Here is a 14,214-nt window from a genome sequence, read left to right on the forward strand (position 1 = left end):
CCCGCCCGGGCGCGGCGGCTCCGGCACGTTCCGGACTCCGTACGAACGGGTCGAACGGGTGGGCGACGGGCTGTATCCGGGCGGCCGGGCGCGGATCTGTACGGGTGTAGAGGGCACCACCGCCACCGCACCCGCAAGGAGTCGCACACCATGAGGTTCACCAACAAGATCGGCATCAAGTCGGCCGCCACCTGGCTTCCGGAGACCGTCGAGACGATCGAGGAGCGGATCGCGGCGGGCCTCTGCGACGCCGAACGCGGCGAGGCCATGGGCATCACCGAGGTGCCCGTCAGCGCCGACCTGGCCGGCCCCGAGATGGCCGTGCTGGCCGGCCGCAAGGCCCTCGCGGCGGCCGACTGGGACCCGGCGAAGATCGGCTTCCTGGCCCACGCCAGAGTATTCCACCAGGGCCACGAGAAGTGGTCCTACGGCCACTTCGTCGCCAACGGGGTGGGCATATCCGACCGGGCCTTCCCGTTCGGCATCGAGCAGCTGTGCAACGGCGGGGCCGCCGCCCTGCACCTGGCCGCCGCCCACCTGATCGCCGACCCGGACCTCGAGTCCGCCATGACCACCACCGGCGAGCGCTTCTTCGCGCCGGTCTGGGACCGCTGGGCGCAGCACCCCTGCATCGGCTACGGCGACGGCGGCACCGCCGTCCTGCTCGGCCGCGAGGCCCGCCCGGACGACGCGCTGCACCTGCTGGCGCTCACCCACTCCACCGCGCACGAGATGGAGAGCATGGAGCGCGGCGACAACCCGTTCAGCCAGTACCCGATGCAGCACTCCAAGACCTGGCCGACCAACGCGCAGCGCGGCGAGTTCAACGACCGCATGGGCGAGAACCACTTCCCGGACGCCGCCCGGCGGCACACCCAGATCTCCCTCGACCGGGGCCTCGCGGAGGCCGGCCTGGAGCACGACGACCCGCGGATCAAGTACATCACCATCTCCCGGGTCGGCCCCGGGCTCCAGGAGATGATGTACGGCCCGGCGCTCAGCACCGTGAAGGCCCAGCAGATCAACCTGGGCACGAAGACCGGCCACATGGGCGCCGGCGACCTGCCCGCCAACCTGGCCGACCTGATCTCCCAGGACCTGCTGGCCCCGGGCGAGTTCGCCATCATGTGCAGCGCCGGCGGCGGGTTCACCTGGACCACCTCGATCGTCCAGCGCCCGGAGCGCTGAGCCGCCTCCGCCCCGGGGCCGGCCCCCACTCCGGCCCCGCCCCCGCCCCTTCCTCCGCCCCTTCCGGACCCCCACCCGGATCCTGGCCCGGACCCCCACCCGGGCCCCGGAACGGCCGTCCCACCGGCCGCCCGCGCGCCGCCCCGCCCGGTCCTCCCCCCTCGGACCGGGCGGGGGCGGCGCCCGTCCGTTCGCCCCCGTCAGCTGAGGAGAAGTCATGAGTCGGACCCCCGCCCCGGAACGCGTCGTGGTCGGGATCAGCGGCGCCACCGGAGTGGTCTACGGCATCCGGATGCTGCAGGCGCTGCGGGTCCTCGGCGTGGAGAGCCACCTGGTGATGTCCCGGGCGGCCAGACTCACCCTCTCCTACGAGACCGAGCTGACCGTCAAGGAGGTGCAGGCCCTCGCGGACGTCCACTACGGCCCCGAGGACGTCGGCGCGGCCGTCTCCAGCGGCTCCTTCCGCACCGCCGGAATGGTGGTCGCGCCCTGCTCGGTGAAGTCGCTCGCGCAGATCGCCACCGGCTCCTGCGACACCCTGCTGGCCCGGGCCGCCGACGTCACGCTCAAGGAGCGCCGCCGGCTGGTGCTGATGGTCCGGGAGACCCCGCTGACCCTCACCCACCTGCGCAACATGGCCACCGTCACCGAGAACGGCGGCATCATCGCGCCCCCCGTGCCCGCCTTCTACACCCGCCCCGACAGCCTGGACGACGTGGTCGACCAGACCGTCGGACGGGTGCTGGACCTGTTCGGCCTGGACACGTCCGGATTCCCGCGCTGGGGCGAGTTCCCCCGGAACGCCCGGCACCAGACCATCGAGACCGCCTGCCCGGCGGAGTGGGAAGCGAGCGTGACCCGGTGACCCGGAAGCACCTGAAGAGCCTGCGCGAGTACCTGGACGCGCTCGCCGAACTCGGCGACCTCCGCGAGGTCGCCGAACCCGTCGACACCGAGCTGGAGATCGGTGCCGTCATCCGGCGCGCCGTCGAACGCAACGACCCGGCACCGCTGTTCACCGCCGTCACCGGACACGCCCCCGGCTTCCGGGTGCTCGGCAACCCCGGCGCGCTCAGCTCCCTGCCCGGCGCCCGCTGGGCCCGCGCCGCGCTCTCCCTCGGCCTGCCCGTCGACAGCCACCCGCTGGAGATCGTCGAGGAGCTGGCCGGCGCCCAGCAGCTCACCCCGATCGCCCCGGTGATCGTCGAGGACGCGCCCTGCCAGCAGAACGTGCTGCTCGGCGAGGACGCCACCCTGGACGCCTTCCCGGTGCCGCTGATCCACGACGGCGACGGCGGACGCTACGTCAACACCTGGGGCGCGATCGTGGTGCGCACCCCCGACGGCACCTGGACCAACTGGTCGATCGCCCGGATCATGAAGGTCGACGGCCGCACCATGGCCGGCATGATCAACCCGCCGCAGGACCTCGGCAAGATCTTCAAGCTCTGGCAGGAGCGCGGCGAACCGATGCCGTACGCGCTGGTCCAGGGCTGCGAGCCGGCCGTCCCGTTCGTCTGCGGCATGGGCCTGCCGTCCGGCGTGGACGAGGCCGGCTACCTCGGCGCCTTCTTCGGCGAAGCGCTGGAGACGGTCCGCTGCAAGACCGTCGATCTGGAGGTCCCGGCCAGTGCGGAGATCGTCATCGAGGGCCACGTGTCCCTCGACGAGACCGTGCCGGAGGGGCCGATGGGCGAATTCCTCGGCTACGTCTCCGGGCAGCCCCGGCAGCGCAACGTCTTCCGGATCAGCGCCATCACCCACCGGGACGACCCGGTCCTGCCGGTGGTCTCGGCCGGCAAGCCCGTCGAGGAGGACCACACCGGCGTCGGACTGACCTACTCCGCCGTCGCCCTGACCAACCTGCGGGAGTCCGGGCTGCCCGTCACCGCCGCCTGGATGGTCCCCGAATCCGCCGTCAACCTGCTCGCCATCACCGTCCCGCGGGACTGGCGCGAACGCTCCGCCGGCGCCTTCACCACCACCCGGATGCTGACCCGCGCCCTCGCCCGGGTCGGCCTCAGGGCCAAGGTCGGGTTCTGGCTCAGCCGGGTCCTGGTGCTCGACGACGACATCGACCCGACCGACCTGCGCGACCTGCTCTGGGGCTTCGCCACCCGCTGCCACCCCGGCCGCGGCGAACTGCGCCTGGAGGACGAGCGGGTGACACCGCTGCACATCTTCTACAGCCAGGAGGAGATCCTGTCCGGCAGCGGACCGAAGACCGCCTACGACTGCCTGCTGCCCTGGGAGCCGGAGAAGCGGCCGCGCTCCACCGCGTTCAAGGACAACTTCACCGAGCCGGTGCGCCGCCGCGCGCTGGAGCTCTGGCCCTGAACCGGGCACCGGCGACGCGAAGGGCCCCACGGAGTCTTCCGTGGGGCCCTGCGCTGTGCGGTCAGGTCCAGGCCGGCACCGGGGCCTCCAGCCGGCTGAACACGCCCAACTGGTCGTCGGACAGCCAGTACCCGTCGAACCGGCCGTCCGGCCCGATCCGCAGCACGTCCGTGCCGCTGTACGCCACCCGCGTGCCGGGCGCGGCCCGCGCGCCCTGCGCCGTGCCGCCGTCCCAGACGCCCTCGCAGCGCCAGCGGGCCACCAGGTAGCGGCGGCCGTCCGGGCCGGAGACGGCGAACGGGCCCAGTTCGGTGCTGAATCGGGCGTCCCGGAAGGCCGAGCGGAAGTCCACGATCCACGCCGCCAGCGCCGCGCCGTCGGTCAGCGTGCCCTCCTCGGGCATCCCGACCCGCGGCAGCCGGGCCTCCAGCCGCTCGCCCACCAGGTCGGCGGCGGCGGCGAAGTCGCCGTTCCACAGGTCGACCCAGCGTTCCCACAGTCGCTCCATCGGTCCCTCCCTCGATTCGTCTCTTTCGAACAGAGCGGCCCGGCAAGCCCGTTGGGACAGGTATCCAGGGGCCGGTCCGGAGGCTCTGTACAGGTGTCGGGACCACAGCGAACAAGGAGAGAAGACCCATGACCGAGTCGGCACCCCGGACCGCGATCGTCACCGGTGGCAGCCGCGGCATAGGCCGGGCCGTCGCACTCCAACTGGCCGCGGAGGGCTACCACATCGCGTTCTGCGGCCGCCGGGAGTCCGCCGAGGCCGAGGAGACCGCCGAACTGATCCGCGCGCAGGGCGTGCAGTGCCTGCCGGCCGCCCTCGACGTCGCCGACTACCAGGCCGTCGACACCTTCGTGAAACGCGCCGAGGAGGAACTCGGGCCGGTCCACGCCCTGATCAACTCGGCCGGCATCGTCAAGGACAACGCCCTGGTGATGATGCCGCTGGCCGACTGGCACGCGGTGATCGACACCAACCTGACCGGCACCTTCAACTTCTGCCGCGCGGTGGGCTTCCACATGCTCAAGCGCCGCACCGGCACGGTCGTCAACATCTCCTCGGTGGCCGGCGTCTACGGCCACGCCACCCAGGCCAACTACGCCGCCTCCAAGGCCGGCGTGCACGGCCTGAGCCGCACCTTCGCCAAGGAGATGGCCCGCTACGGGATCCGGGTCAACGTGGTGGCGCCCGGCTTCATCGAGACCGACATGACCGACGCGCTCTCCGACCGGGCCCGCGCGCAGGCGCTGTCCATCGTCCCGATGAAGCGCTTCGGCAGCGCCCAGGAGGTCGCCGAACTCACCGCCTTCCTGGTCTCCGAACGCGCCGGGTACATCACCGGCCAGGTGTTCCAGGTGGACGGCGGCGTCGCGCTGTGAGACCCGACCCCCGCCCCCAGCCGCAGCAGTGGGACGGCGTCGACGTCTGGTGGATGGCCGTCCCGTCCCGGCCGGACGGGGACGCCGGGCGCCGCACCGAGGCCTGGGCCCTCGACCTGCTCGACCGGCAGCAACTGGCCCGCGCCGCCCGGCTCAAACAGGCCGAACGCCGGCACCGGTTCGTCTCCGCGCACGCCGGACTGCGCGTCCTGCTGGCCCGCTACCTGGACCGCGAACCCGACGCGGTGGCCTTGCACCGCGCCGCCTGCGGCCGCTGCGGCGGCGCGCACGGCAAGCCCTACGCGGAGGACGGCACCCTGCACTTCTCGATGTCGCACTCGGCGGACGGCGTGCTGTACGCCTTCGCCCGCCGACCGGTCGGCGTGGACCTGGAGACCGCGCCCGTCCGGCCCGGCACCGAGGAACGGCTGGCCGGCTACCTCCACCCGCTCGAACAGCACGACCTCGCCGCCCTGCCCGCCCACGAACGGGCCGCGGCGTTCCTGCGCTGCTGGGTGCGCAAGGAGGCGTACCTGAAAGGCATCGGCGTGGGCATCGCGCACGGCGTCGACGGCGTCCGGGTCGGGCTCGGCGCCCGGCCCGGCCGGCCCGGCGCCCGCTCCGAGGGCGAGGACGGCTGGCACCTGCTCGACCTGAACGTTCCGACCGGCTTCGTGGCGGCGGTGGCGTTCCCGGGAGCGGCCCCGCGGGTCCGCAGCCGGGTACTGCCACTGCTGCGGGCCCTGGCGTGACCACTGTGCACAACGACCAGGGCCGGTTACGGTGCGGAGGAGATCCGCGCCGTGACCGGCCCGTTCTGGCAGAGGAGGCGGTTTTCCCGTGGACGACGAGATCCTGGCGATCCTGGTGCGCGAGGCGCTGGCGGACGAACCCCCGGCCGCCCTGGTCGACCTGGTGGCCTCCTGGCCCCCGCCGGTCGCCCCGGCCGAGGCGGACTGACGGCTCAGCGGCGTTCCGCCCTGCGGGCGGCCTCCAGCTCCTCGGCGAGGCGGCGCAGGGCCCGGCCGCGCAGCGGGCCGACCGAGCCCCGGGCCACGCCCAGCACCCGGCTGATCTCGTCGTACCCCGGCGCCGGGTCGGCGCTCAGCAGGGTCAGCAGGGCCTGGTCGCGGGCCGGGAGCCGGCGCAGCGCGGTCAGCACCTCGGTGCGGCGTTCGTCGAGGAGCAGCGCGTGGTCCGGCGCTTCGGACTGGTCCGCGGCGGCGGCGCCGCGTTCGAACTCGGTGCTGTCGCCGATCGGCAGGTAGCGGCCGGTCCGGGAGACCTGCTTGAGGCTCTCGCGGCGGGCGCAGGTGGTCAGCCAGTCGGGGAACCGGTGGGGTTCGCGCAGGTTCGCCAGGTGCTGGTACACCCTCAGCCAGGTGAGCTGGTAGACCTCCTCGCAGTCCGCCGAGGACAGGCGGTGCGAACGGGCGATCTTCCAGACCAGCGCGGAGTACCGCTCGACCAGCGCCCGCCAGGCCGGCTGCGCGCCGGCCAGGCAGTCGCGCACGAGCTCGGCCGTACCGAGGTCGGCGGTCACGGTGGGCTGTCCGACGGACATGGGTCTCGCCTCCTGTTCCGGTGAGTTGGGGAGAAGAAGTCATCGGCGGCACCCCGGGGCCGCCGTCGCCTGCCGGGGTGCGGCGGCGGCGGCCCCGGGCCGTACGGTCAGCGCCGCAGCACCAGGCAGCCGACCTGGCCGTCGGGGGACAGCGAGGTGACCAGCGCGACGCTGCCCGCCGGGGCCTGCTCGCGCTCCCAGACCGCGAGCACCGCGGCGATCTGCACCGCGCCGCCGGCGCTGAAGCTCTCGCCCAGCACCCGCTTGGCCCGCAGCACCCGCTCCGGCAGGGCGCCGAGGACGCGGGCCACGGCCCGTTCCTCGATCCGCTCCAGGCCGCTCTGGCCGCTCGCGCCCAGCGAGAGCGCGCCGACCTCGGCCGGGGTGACGCCGCTGCGCTCCAGGGCCGCCCCGACCACCCGGGCGAGGGCCGCCGACAGGCCGCCGGAGGCCACGTCCGTCCCGCCGAAGCCGACCTCGCAGGCCAGTGCCTCGGCCAGCGTGCGGCGGCCGGACTCCCGTGCGGCGTCCGCCGGTTCGAGCAGCAGCAGGGCCGCCGCCTCGCCGACCGCGGCCCCCGGGGCGAGGGCCCCGGAGCGGTGCCAGCCCCAGGCGCTCTGCGCGCAGAACTCCTCGACGCCGCCGACCAGCAGCCGGTCCGCGTGGCCCTGGCGCAGCGCGTTGCGGGCGTACTTGACGGCCTGCAGGCCCGACAGGTGCCCGCCGGCCAGGGTGGCGTTCACCCCGTGCAGGCCGTGCCGGATGGCGACCTGCCCGGCGGCGCAGTTCATCACCGTGTTCGGGAACAGGCCCGGGTTCACCAGGTAGGGCTTCTCCAGTTCGAGCGTCTCCCGCGAGTACTCGCTGGAGCTGCGGATCGAACCGGTGCTGGTGCCGAGCACCACGCCGCTGCGGACGGTGGTGACCGGGCCGGATTCCGGGGTGCCCGCCGCGGCGACGTCCAGGGCGAGCCGGGTGGCGATCAGCGCCAGCTTGGTGGTGCGGTCGAGCTGGCGGTTGCCCTTCTTGCCGAGGAGTTCGGCGACCGGCAGTTCCGGCGCCACCCGGACCGGCCGCGGCGGCAGCGTCTCGGCGGTCACGTCCGCCGGGTCGCCGCCCGCCACCGGGGCGCCCGCCAGGGCCGCGCCGAGCGCGTCCAGGCCGAGCCCGGCGGGGGTGACCACACCGGCCGCGGTGATCGCCAGCGGTTCGACGGCGACAGCCGTTGCCGTGGTCATGCGACCCTCCCGAAGACGGTGATGGCGTTGTTGCCGCCGAAGGCGAAGCCGTGGTTCTGTACGATCCGCGGCGAGGCCGGCCGGGCGGTGTTCGGGACGGGGTCGACGCCGGGGCCGAGGGCCGGGTCCACCCGCCGCAGGTTCGCGGTCGGCGGCAGGAAGCCCTCGTGCACCGCCATGCAGCAGATCAGCGCGCCGAAGCCGCTGGCCGCGCCCATGGTGTGGCCGATCATCGACTTCAGGGAGCTGATCGGCGGCAGCCGGTCGCCGAACACCTCGCGGACGGCGGCCACCTCGGTGGAGTCGTTGGTGCGGGTGCCGGTGCCGTGGGCGCAGACGTAGTCGACCTCCTCGGGGGTGACGCCCGCGCTGCGCTGCGCGGCCCGGATGCAGGCGGCGATGCTGGTCGGGTCCGGGTGCACCATGTGCTCGGCGTCGCAGTTGACGCTGTAGCCGAGCATCTCGGCGTAGATCCGGGCGCCGCGGGCCACCGCGTGGTCGTAGCGCTCCAGCAGCAGCGCGACGCCGCCCTCGGCGGTGAGGATGCCGGCCCGGTCCGCGTCGAACGGCCGGGACACCTCCTCGGCGAGCGCGCCGAGCCGGTAGAAACCGGCGTGCGCCCAGCGGTTCACCGAGTCGGCGCCGCCCGCGATCATGTAGTCGGCCTCGCCCGAGGAGACCTGGTCGAAGGCGTAGCCGAGCGCGTAGTTGCTGGCCGAGCAGGCCGTCGCCAGGGTCAACGCCTCGCCGGTCAGGCCGAGTTCGGTGTTGACGGCGGCGGCGATCCGCTGGGCCGGGGCGGCGGCGACGGTGCCCGGGGTGAGCGACTTCAGCTCGCCGGACACCCACTCGCCGACCAGCTGCTCGATCACCGCGGACTCGCCGCTGGTGGTGCCGATCACCGAGCCGGCCCGCGCGGCGGCGAGCTGCTCGGCGGTCAATCCGGCGTCCTCGACCGCCATCCGGGCCGCCGAGGCGGCGAACTGGCCGCTGCGGCCCCAGACTTCGGGGTCGATTCGGCGCAGCCACTGCTTCGGGTCGAAGTCGTGCACCTCACCGGCGTGGACGTGCGGGAAGCCGGTGGTGTCGAAGCTGCGGATCTCCGAGGTGGTGCGGCGTCCGGCCCGGACCGACTCGGTGAAGGCGGTGACGCCCAGGCCGGCGCTGCTGACCGCGCCGAGCCCGGTGACCACGACCCGTTGGTGGTCGGGGCGGTTGCGGGTGGGCTGCGTGCGGGTGGGCTGCTTGCGGGTGGTCTGCTCAGGCATCGCCGCCGCCGACCTGGTGACGGGCGACGATCACGTAGACGTTCTCCAGGCTGGTCAGCTCGACCAGGTCGTCCTGCGGGATGGCCACGCCGAGGTCGCGCTCGATCCGGGCGAGGATCTCGATGGCGAGCAGCGAGTCGGCGCCGTGGTCGTCCACGAAGTGGCTGGAGAGGGTCAGTTCCTCGGGCTCCAGCTCCAGGACGTCGAGGACGATCTCGCGGATCAGCTCGGCCTGGGCGTCGGTCAGGGTGGTGGTGGGCGTGCTCATGACGGTGTCCTCTTCCGGGTTCGTGGCGGTGGGTTCGGGGTGGGGCGGGGCCGTCAGGCCGTCGGGGTGAGCCGGGCCGGGTCCGGCCGGCGGTTCGCCGGGGCGGGGGGCTTCTCGCCCAGGTGCCGCAGATTGACCAGCAGGGCGCGGAACATCGCCGGGACGGACAGGAACTTCAGCGGGCCGATCAGCCGGGACGCGAACAGGTGCATGTGCCGGGCGGTCACCGCGTCCCGGGCCGCGCCCGCGAACATCAGCCGCTCGAACGGGTTGAACGCCCGGCCGCTCGCGTAGTCCGAGATCAGGTGCCGGTGACCGCCGAGCTGCTTGCGGTGCCGCTTGCCGTACGCCGCGACGGCCCGGTCCACGTCGCCGCCGGCGGCCAGCACCGGGCCGACCGCGTCGGCCAGCCAGGACGCCGACTCCAGCGCCCAGCCGCAGCCGACGCCCCACAGCGGGTCGCTGGCCATCGCCGCGTCACCGATCAGCGCCAGGCCCGGCGAGGCCGGACGGCGGCTGAGCAGCGGGTAGTTGACGGTGCCGATGATCTTCGAGATGCGGGTGGCCCGGTCCACGTCGGGGGCGTCCGGCAGGTTCCGGACGAAGTCCAGGTAGGCGCCCTCCAGGTCCTTCTTGAACTCCGGCAGCTTCTTCCGGTCCGGGATCACCGCGACGACCGTCACGCCGTCGTCGTTCGGCATCGCGTACGCCACGTCCGGCTCCAGGAACCAGCACTGGGTGATGCCGCCGGCCAGCTCCAGGTTCTCGAAGTGCGCGAAGTAGCTGAACCGCTGGTTCTCCACGGTCTTCACCGGGATCCCGGCCAGCCGCGCGGTCGCCGAGTCCTTGCCGTCCGCGCCGACCACCAGCCGGGCCCGCAGCTCGAACTCCCGCTTGCCGTCGCTGACCCGGACGCCCGCGGTCCGGCCGCCCTCGTCCAGCACGCCGACCAGGGTGTGGCCCAGCAGCAGGTCCACGCCCGGGGTGTCCGCCGCCGCCCTGCGGATCAGCGGGTCCAGGGTCTGCCGGCGCATGTTGTACGCGTACGGCAGCTCCTTGCCGTCCGGGCCCGGGCTCGGGTGGATCCAGCCCCAACGGGTCCACCAGCGCGCCTCGTTGCGTATCGCACCGGCCGACTTCAGGGTCTCGATCAGGCCCAGCCGCTCCAGCACCGGGAAGGCGTTGGGCTGCAGGTAGTGGGTGCAGAGCACCTTGTACGCCGACATGTCGGAACGCCGTTCCAGCAGCGCCACCCGGGCGCCCTGCCGGGCCAGCAGCACCGCCGCCGCACAGCCGGCGACGCTGGCGCCGCTGATCACCACGTCGTACTTCTGCTCGGTCGCGAGTGTCATGCGCTGATCGCCTCCTCGATGCGGATCCGTTCGGTGGTGGGGTCGGTGAGCCGGTCGCCCTCGAAGCCGATGCCGAGACAGCCCAGGAAGGTCAGCACCTCGGCGGCGACCTCCTCGGCCTGCTCGACCTGGCAGAAGTGGCTCAGCCGATTGCTCTGATGGACCGTCAGATCACTGATCCGGGACCGGAGTTCACGGACCGCGGCGGGGGGCGCCGACATGTCCTTGGTGCCGCTGATCAACTGCACCGGCACGGTGATCCGGTCCAGCGTGAGGCCGGGGATGCGGGCGAGCATCGCGTAGAACTGCAGGAAGCCGTGCGGCTCGACCCGGTCCCGGATCCTGCGCTGCATCAGCTCCAGCAGCTCCGCGTCCAGCCGCTGCGCCCGCGGGCCCAGCTGCACCGACATGCCCTCGGTCAGCACCCGGCGGAAACGGGTCACCGCCTCGGTGAAGTACTCCGGGTCCACCGCGCGGTCGTGCGGCCGGTAGACCGGCGCGACCAGCACCGCCGGCGCCTTCACCGCCGGGACGTCCCGGGCCAGCAGCTCCAGCAGCGAACTGGCGCCGAACGAGTGCGCCACCAGCGCGGTGGCCGGCTCCTCCAGCAGCTCCAGCGCCCGCTCCAGCCAGACCGCGGAACTGCCGTGCTCGGTCCACGCGTAGCTGGAACCGGCCCGCCAGGGCAGGTCCAGCGCGCTGAGCCGCAGGCCCGGCGGGATCAGCGCGGCGAGCCGCAGCCAGGTGTCCCAGTTCTCCTCGAAACCGTGCGCCAGCACCACGTGCGGGGCGTCGTCGGGGGCGCCGGGGCGCTCCCAGATCCGCAGCGTCTCGCCGCCGATGATGTGGTCGGCCGACAGTGCCCAAGGTCTGTGGCGGGGGGATCCCCGCCGCGTTGCATACACGTCCCATCACTCCTCGGCATCGTGATGATGAAGGTCCGCCGGGAGTCGGGCGGGGGACCCGGCCTCCCGGCGCCTCCACTGTCTGCCGAGGGGCCCGGGGCTGAGGAGGTGCTCCGGCCACCGTTTCCCGGCGGCGCGCGGTAGGGGGCGCACACCGGGGGCAGGCCGGCGCAGGGCAGGGCCCGGGGTGGGCCCTTGTGCGCGGGGCGGGGGCGGGTGTGGTCCGGCCACCGGCCCGCGGTTGCGCGGGTACGCCGACGGCCCGCCGCGTCCGGAACTCCCGCACGGCGGCGGGCAGTTCGCGGCGGGGCGGGCCATCGGGCCGGTCGGGCCGGTCGGGTCGGTCGGGTTGGTCGGTTGGTCGGGCCGGTCGGGCGGCTCGGGTTGGTCGGGTCGGGGAGGGGCGGGGTCAGCCGCGGCGGGGCTCCCAGCGCAGCAGGCGGCGGGAGAGCGCGAACGACGCGGCCAGCCAGGCGGCCAGCAGCAGCAGCGACGGGGCGGCGGACGTCCAGCCGTGCAGCAGGTCCAGTTCGCGCAGCGGGCCGCCGGACCAGCTCTCCGCGCCGAACTCGCGGCCGAACCAGGCGGTGCGCAGCCCGCGGACCACCGGCGACAGCGGCAGCGCGCCCGCCGGGCCGTGCAGCCAGTCGGGCAGCGCGGAGATCGGGGTGAACACGCCCGCCCCGAACATGCACAGCACCAGCACGGGGGTGGCCACCAGTGGCGCAGTCTCGGTGGTCGGGGTCAGCCCGGACAGCGCCACCGCCAGCACCGAGAACAGCAGGTAGCCGCCGAGCAGGGTGAGCAGCAGCAGCGCCGGATCGGCCGGCAGCGGCGCACCGAACCAGCCCACCGCGACGCCCCCCAGCACCAGCGCCTGGATCAGCACCACCACCGCGCCCGCGCCCAACTGCCCGGCGAGGACGGCACTCGGCGGGCACTCGGTGCCGCGCAGCCGCTTGAGCACCAGCTCCTCGCGGCGCGCCACCACGCTGCTCAGCAGGTTGACGAACGAGGTGACCAGCGCCAGCCCGAGCAGCCCGACCGCCACGTACCCGGCGGCGTTCACCCCGCCGATCCACTTGCCGCGCAGCGGCGCCGCGATCAGCAGGTTGAGCAGCACCGGCAGCAGGAACCCGATGAAGGTGGAGCGCCGGTTGCGCCAGAACACCTTCCAGGACAGGCCGAACTGGCCCTTGGCGTACGCGAACCAGCTCATCGGGACGCTCCCTCGGCGACGGCGTGGTGGTCGGCGGCGTGGTGCTGGCCGGCGTGGTGGCGGTCGGCGCGGTGGTGGTCGGCCATGGCGAGGAAGACGTCCTCCAGCGAGCTGGAGCGCACCTCCAGGCCGTCGAGCTCGATGCCCTGGGCGGCCGACCAGGCGTGCAGCGCGGCCAGCGCGGGCGCCGAGCGAGGCACCCGGTACACCGCCCGTCCGTCCGTCAACGACGGTGCGGAGCCGAGCAGTTCGGGGAGCGCGGCGAGCGGGCGGCCGGGCGGCAGCGGCAGGGTGATCAGGTCGCCGCGGCCGGACAGCACCTCGTCGACGGTGCCCGCGGCGGCGATCACGCCGCCGTCCATGATGGCCACCCGGTCGGCCAACTGCTGGGCCTCCTCCAGGTAGTGGGTGGTCAGCACCACGGTGGTGCCGGCCGCCCGCAGTTCCTCGACCAGCTGCCAGGTGGTGCGGCGGGCCTCCGGGTCCATGCCGGTGGTCGGCTCGTCCAGGAACAGCAGCTCGGGGTCGTTCAGCACCGCCAGCGCCAGGTCCAGCCGGCGGCGCTCGCCGCCGGACAGCTGGCCGACCCGGGTGCCGGCCTTCGGCTCCAGCGCCACCCGGGCCAGCACCTCGGCGGTGGGCCGGGCCCGGCTGGTGAAGGTGCGCCAGCAGTCGACGGTCTCCTTGACCGTCAACTCCTTGAAGAAACCGCCCTCCTGGAGCATCGTGCCGGTCCGCCGGCGCACCCGGGCGCCCGCCGTGAACGGGTCCAGGCCGAACACCCGGACGGTCCCGGAGGTCGGCGGGTGGTAGCCCTCCAGCACCTCCAGGGTGGTGGTCTTGCCCGCGCCGTTGGTGCCGAGCAGGGCGAACAGCTCGCCGCGGGCGATGGTGAAGGAAATGCCGCGCACCGCCTGGTATTCGCCGTAGCTGCGCCGCAGATCCACCACCTCCACGGCCGGGGAATTCTCGGAAAGAGGTGTCATGACTGCAGCGTGACGGGTGCGTGCGAGTATCTGCAAGTAGCGCATCGTCGCAGGTCGGAGTATGTGCAAAATGTCATCCAGGGCGGTGACATTTACGCCCCGGGGAATCTGACATCTCCTACTGCACAGGCCTTCGCGGCCCGGTCATAGTTGAGACATCGCCGAGAGCGGAACCGGGGAAAAGCGAAACCGGGAAAGCGAATGGCGGCAAAAGAAAACCGAGGCGACCGACCCGGAAAGCGGGCCGGCGCCGCGAAACAGAAGGAGATTCCCATGGCGCAGAACGAGATCGAGAAGGACGAGCAGTTCGACATCGAGGTCGAGGAGCTGGACACGGTCAGCGGCGGCGCCGCCTCCTCGCTGATGTGCATGGCCTGCCCGGTGTCCTGCTTCAGCTCGGTGGTGCTCGAGTCCGAGTAATTCGGGATCTGTGCGGGGGTGGTCCGCCCCGGCGGCCCACCCCCGCACCCACCCGGCCCAACCCCGTTGCCCCACCGTCGGATTGA

The 14,214-nt window shown here is 73.4% G+C and carries 15 protein-coding genes; 6 read left to right on the forward strand and 9 right to left on the reverse strand.

Annotated features, from left to right (window positions below; genetic code table 11):
• Positions 1 to 150: 150 nt before the first annotated feature.
• The 3 genes from ACIHEI_RS01115 (at position 151) to ACIHEI_RS01125 (ending at position 3,525) form a co-directional block, all read left to right on the forward strand.
• Positions 151 to 1,188: a ketoacyl-ACP synthase III family protein gene (locus ACIHEI_RS01115; protein WP_387638313.1), complete on the forward strand. Its 1,038-nt coding sequence runs from the start codon at positions 151 to 153 to the stop codon at positions 1,186 to 1,188.
• A gap of 217 nt (positions 1,189 to 1,405) precedes the next feature.
• Positions 1,406 to 2,053 (forward strand): UbiX family flavin prenyltransferase, encoded by a 648-nt coding sequence (locus ACIHEI_RS01120; protein ID WP_387638310.1) that lies wholly within the window; start codon positions 1,406 to 1,408, stop codon positions 2,051 to 2,053.
• Positions 2,050 to 3,525 carry a UbiD family decarboxylase gene (locus ACIHEI_RS01125; RefSeq protein WP_396605190.1) on the forward strand — a complete coding sequence of 492 codons (1,476 nt, stop codon included), beginning with the start codon at positions 2,050 to 2,052 and terminating at the stop codon, positions 3,523 to 3,525. The genes ACIHEI_RS01120 and ACIHEI_RS01125 overlap by 4 nt, the downstream gene beginning before the upstream one ends.
• A gap of 61 nt (positions 3,526 to 3,586) precedes the next feature.
• Here ACIHEI_RS01125 and ACIHEI_RS01130 read toward each other — a convergent pair whose 3' ends face one another.
• The gene (locus tag ACIHEI_RS01130; protein WP_396605191.1) at positions 3,587 to 4,033 is read right to left on the reverse strand and encodes a nuclear transport factor 2 family protein; all 447 of its coding nucleotides are present in this window, start codon (positions 4,031 to 4,033) and stop codon (positions 3,587 to 3,589) included.
• 128 nt (positions 4,034 to 4,161) lie between these two features.
• On the opposite strand from ACIHEI_RS01130, the gene fabG reads away from it, so the two are divergent.
• Both fabG and ACIHEI_RS01140 read left to right on the forward strand, forming a co-directional pair.
• Complete coding sequence (fabG, locus tag ACIHEI_RS01135) at positions 4,162 to 4,908, forward strand: 3-oxoacyl-[acyl-carrier-protein] reductase (RefSeq protein WP_392952364.1); 747 nt, start codon at positions 4,162 to 4,164, stop codon at positions 4,906 to 4,908.
• A complete protein-coding gene (locus ACIHEI_RS01140; RefSeq protein ID WP_387638301.1) occupies positions 4,905 to 5,660 on the forward strand; it encodes a 4'-phosphopantetheinyl transferase family protein in 756 nt (251 codons plus the stop codon). Before fabG ends, ACIHEI_RS01140 begins: the two co-directional genes overlap by 4 nt.
• Positions 5,661 to 5,872: 212 nt before the next feature.
• Here the strand turns inward: ACIHEI_RS01140 and ACIHEI_RS01145 are convergent, their stop codons facing one another.
• The 8 genes from ACIHEI_RS01145 to ACIHEI_RS01180 all read right to left on the reverse strand — a co-directional run bounded on the left by ACIHEI_RS01145 (position 5,873) and on the right by ACIHEI_RS01180 (position 13,708).
• On the reverse strand, positions 5,873 to 6,472 hold the full coding sequence (locus ACIHEI_RS01145; RefSeq protein WP_392952359.1) for an RNA polymerase sigma factor: 600 nt from the start codon (positions 6,470 to 6,472) through the stop codon (positions 5,873 to 5,875).
• 107 nt (positions 6,473 to 6,579) lie between these two features.
• The gene (locus ACIHEI_RS01150) at positions 6,580 to 7,710 is read right to left on the reverse strand and encodes a beta-ketoacyl synthase N-terminal-like domain-containing protein (RefSeq protein ID WP_396605192.1); all 1,131 of its coding nucleotides are present in this window, start codon (positions 7,708 to 7,710) and stop codon (positions 6,580 to 6,582) included.
• Positions 7,707 to 8,978, reverse strand: a complete 1,272-nt coding sequence (locus ACIHEI_RS01155; RefSeq protein ID WP_396605193.1) for a beta-ketoacyl-[acyl-carrier-protein] synthase family protein — start codon at positions 8,976 to 8,978, stop codon at positions 7,707 to 7,709. Before ACIHEI_RS01155 ends, ACIHEI_RS01150 begins: the two co-directional genes overlap by 4 nt.
• On the reverse strand, positions 8,971 to 9,246 hold the full coding sequence (locus ACIHEI_RS01160) for an acyl carrier protein (RefSeq protein ID WP_387638291.1): 276 nt from the start codon (positions 9,244 to 9,246) through the stop codon (positions 8,971 to 8,973). Before ACIHEI_RS01160 ends, ACIHEI_RS01155 begins: the two co-directional genes overlap by 8 nt.
• Before the next feature lie 53 nt (positions 9,247 to 9,299).
• Positions 9,300 to 10,598 carry an FAD-dependent oxidoreductase gene (locus ACIHEI_RS01165; RefSeq protein ID WP_396605194.1) on the reverse strand — a complete coding sequence of 433 codons (1,299 nt, stop codon included), beginning with the start codon at positions 10,596 to 10,598 and terminating at the stop codon, positions 9,300 to 9,302.
• Entirely contained in the window at positions 10,595 to 11,503 is a 909-nt protein-coding gene (locus ACIHEI_RS01170; protein ID WP_392952349.1) for an alpha/beta fold hydrolase, read from the reverse strand. The genes ACIHEI_RS01165 and ACIHEI_RS01170 overlap by 4 nt, the downstream gene beginning before the upstream one ends.
• Before the next feature lie 409 nt (positions 11,504 to 11,912).
• On the reverse strand, positions 11,913 to 12,722 hold the full coding sequence (locus ACIHEI_RS01175) for an ABC transporter permease (RefSeq protein WP_387638284.1): 810 nt from the start codon (positions 12,720 to 12,722) through the stop codon (positions 11,913 to 11,915).
• Complete coding sequence (locus tag ACIHEI_RS01180; RefSeq protein WP_396605195.1) at positions 12,719 to 13,708, reverse strand: ABC transporter ATP-binding protein; 990 nt, start codon at positions 13,706 to 13,708, stop codon at positions 12,719 to 12,721. The genes ACIHEI_RS01175 and ACIHEI_RS01180 overlap by 4 nt, the downstream gene beginning before the upstream one ends.
• A 273-nt stretch (positions 13,709 to 13,981) precedes the next feature.
• Between ACIHEI_RS01180 and ACIHEI_RS01185 the strand changes: the two genes are divergently transcribed.
• Complete coding sequence (locus ACIHEI_RS01185) at positions 13,982 to 14,128, forward strand: hypothetical protein (protein WP_387638279.1); 147 nt, start codon at positions 13,982 to 13,984, stop codon at positions 14,126 to 14,128.
• The last annotated feature ends 86 nt before the right edge of the window (positions 14,129 to 14,214 follow it).

Source organism: Kitasatospora sp. NPDC051984 (assembly GCF_044593455.1).
Taxonomy (GTDB): Bacteria; Actinomycetota; Actinomycetes; order Streptomycetales; family Streptomycetaceae; genus Kitasatospora.

Coding starts and splice junctions, on each gene's coding strand:
- ACIHEI_RS01175 (WP_387638284.1), bottom strand. CDS start 12,722: ATGAGCTGGTTCGCGTACGCCAAGGGCCAGTTCGGCCTGTCCTGGAAG.
- ACIHEI_RS01180 (WP_396605195.1), bottom strand. CDS start 13,708: ATGACACCTCTTTCCGAGAATTCCCCGGCCGTGGAGGTGGTGGATCTG.
- ACIHEI_RS01165 (WP_396605194.1), bottom strand. CDS start 10,598: ATGACACTCGCGACCGAGCAGAAGTACGACGTGGTGATCAGCGGCGCC.
- ACIHEI_RS01155 (WP_396605193.1), bottom strand. CDS start 8,978: ATGCCTGAGCAGACCACCCGCAAGCAGCCCACCCGCACGCAGCCCACC.
- ACIHEI_RS01160 (WP_387638291.1), bottom strand. CDS start 9,246: ATGAGCACGCCCACCACCACCCTGACCGACGCCCAGGCCGAGCTGATC.
- ACIHEI_RS01130 (WP_396605191.1), bottom strand. CDS start 4,033: ATGGAGCGACTGTGGGAACGCTGGGTCGACCTGTGGAACGGCGACTTC.
- ACIHEI_RS01185 (WP_387638279.1), top strand. CDS start 13,982: ATGGCGCAGAACGAGATCGAGAAGGACGAGCAGTTCGACATCGAGGTC.
- ACIHEI_RS01120 (WP_387638310.1), top strand. CDS start 1,406: ATGAGTCGGACCCCCGCCCCGGAACGCGTCGTGGTCGGGATCAGCGGC.
- ACIHEI_RS01150 (WP_396605192.1), bottom strand. CDS start 7,710: ATGACCACGGCAACGGCTGTCGCCGTCGAACCGCTGGCGATCACCGCG.
- fabG (WP_392952364.1), top strand. CDS start 4,162: ATGACCGAGTCGGCACCCCGGACCGCGATCGTCACCGGTGGCAGCCGC.
- ACIHEI_RS01145 (WP_392952359.1), bottom strand. CDS start 6,472: ATGTCCGTCGGACAGCCCACCGTGACCGCCGACCTCGGTACGGCCGAG.
- ACIHEI_RS01115 (WP_387638313.1), top strand. CDS start 151: ATGAGGTTCACCAACAAGATCGGCATCAAGTCGGCCGCCACCTGGCTT.